Genomic DNA, 1,288 nt, shown 5'->3' on the forward strand with positions numbered 1-1,288 from the left:
CCCTTTCATTGCTCATATATATTATCTTTAGCGACTTCCTTCATTCTAGAAAAATCTTTAATTACAATAACTCCATTACTCTTTTCAATTAGTTTTTCATTATAAAATCTTTGTAATACCCGAATTACGTGCCTATAACTTACCCCTATAAAATCTGCAATACTCGTTACTGAAGTTGCATCCAAATCCCCTTTATACATATTCCCGTTACTATCTGTTGAAATTGAAAGCAAATAACTAGCTACACGTACTTCTACAGGATAAAGTAAATTAAGAGCAGTAAAACGAGTCGATATTTTTAACGTGTTCGCAATGTTTTCAAGCAAGAACTTCATAAATATAGGATCATGTAATAACTTGTTTCTAATAACCGTATTAGAAATAGAGATTGCTACAACATCTGAACAAGCTTCAACGACATTATGCGCTTTGCTATTTTGAATTAATTCAATATCACCAACAATGGCCAATGGATTGATAAAGCGAAGAATTAGTTTCTTCCCTTCAGATGTAATCGTGTAAACTTTTACTTTACCTTTAACAACAAAATATAAACGATCCATTTCGTCATCTATATTGCAAATGAGCTCGTCTTTTTCAAAGTGATTTAATTGAAAATAAGCTGTATCTATTTCTGAAAAAACCTCGAGCGTTTTATTGGTTTTCAAATAATGCGTAATTAAACCTGATCTATCCTCCATATTCATTTCTCCTTTCATTTACATATTAAATACAACAATACCTATAATCATTATTATTGTTCCCACAATATGATATCTCTCCATCTGTATCTTTTTTATATGAAACAGTCCTTTCATTTCAATAACTGTTGCCGTTAACAATTGAGCAACCATAAGTGTGCCAGCTGTCAATGTAACTCCTAGTGCATATATCGCCATAGTTTCTGCACAAATAATGAATCCACCAAATGCACCCGCTGTTAAATATATTTTTTTCACACTCTTTAAATCCGTTATTTTCTCTTCTTTCTTTAACAAAAATACAGTTGTTGCAATAATGAATCCAATTAAATGGGTTATAATACTCGTCGACCATATACCGATATGTGAACTAAGTTTCGCATTAAAGGTTCCTTGAAGTGTTATAAATATCCCCGCAAAAACAGCAAATATAATACCTTTCAAAAAATCATCTCCTCATCCTTTATTTCTGACTTAATTAAAAACCATCATCCTATAATGGCAAAAGGACAAATGTCACATCACTATGAAAATAACTTGGAATGAACAAAAAAACACACCTCAAAAATGCGAGATGTGTTTATTTT

The 1,288-nt window shown here is 31.2% G+C and carries 2 protein-coding genes; both read right to left on the minus strand.

All coding sequences use genetic code 11. The features are described from left to right. Positions 1–5: 5 nt before the first annotated feature. Positions 6–701: a Crp/Fnr family transcriptional regulator gene (locus ABWK52_RS29355; RefSeq protein ID WP_000390197.1), complete on the minus strand. Its 696-nt coding sequence runs from the start codon at positions 699–701 to the stop codon at positions 6–8. Between the two features lie 18 nt (positions 702–719). Then, positions 720–1,145 carry a DMT family transporter gene (locus ABWK52_RS29360; RefSeq protein ID WP_000676014.1) on the minus strand — a complete coding sequence of 142 codons (426 nt, stop codon included), beginning with the start codon at positions 1,143–1,145 and terminating at the stop codon, positions 720–722. Positions 1,146–1,288: the final 143 nt, after the last annotated feature.

The sequence above is a fragment of the Bacillus sp. AP50 genome, assembly GCF_040492675.1.
Taxonomy (GTDB): domain Bacteria; phylum Bacillota; class Bacilli; order Bacillales; family Bacillaceae_G; genus Bacillus_A; species Bacillus_A cereus.

Coding starts and splice junctions, on each gene's coding strand:
- ABWK52_RS29355 (WP_000390197.1), bottom strand. CDS start 701: ATGGAGGATAGATCAGGTTTAATTACGCATTATTTGAAAACCAATAAA.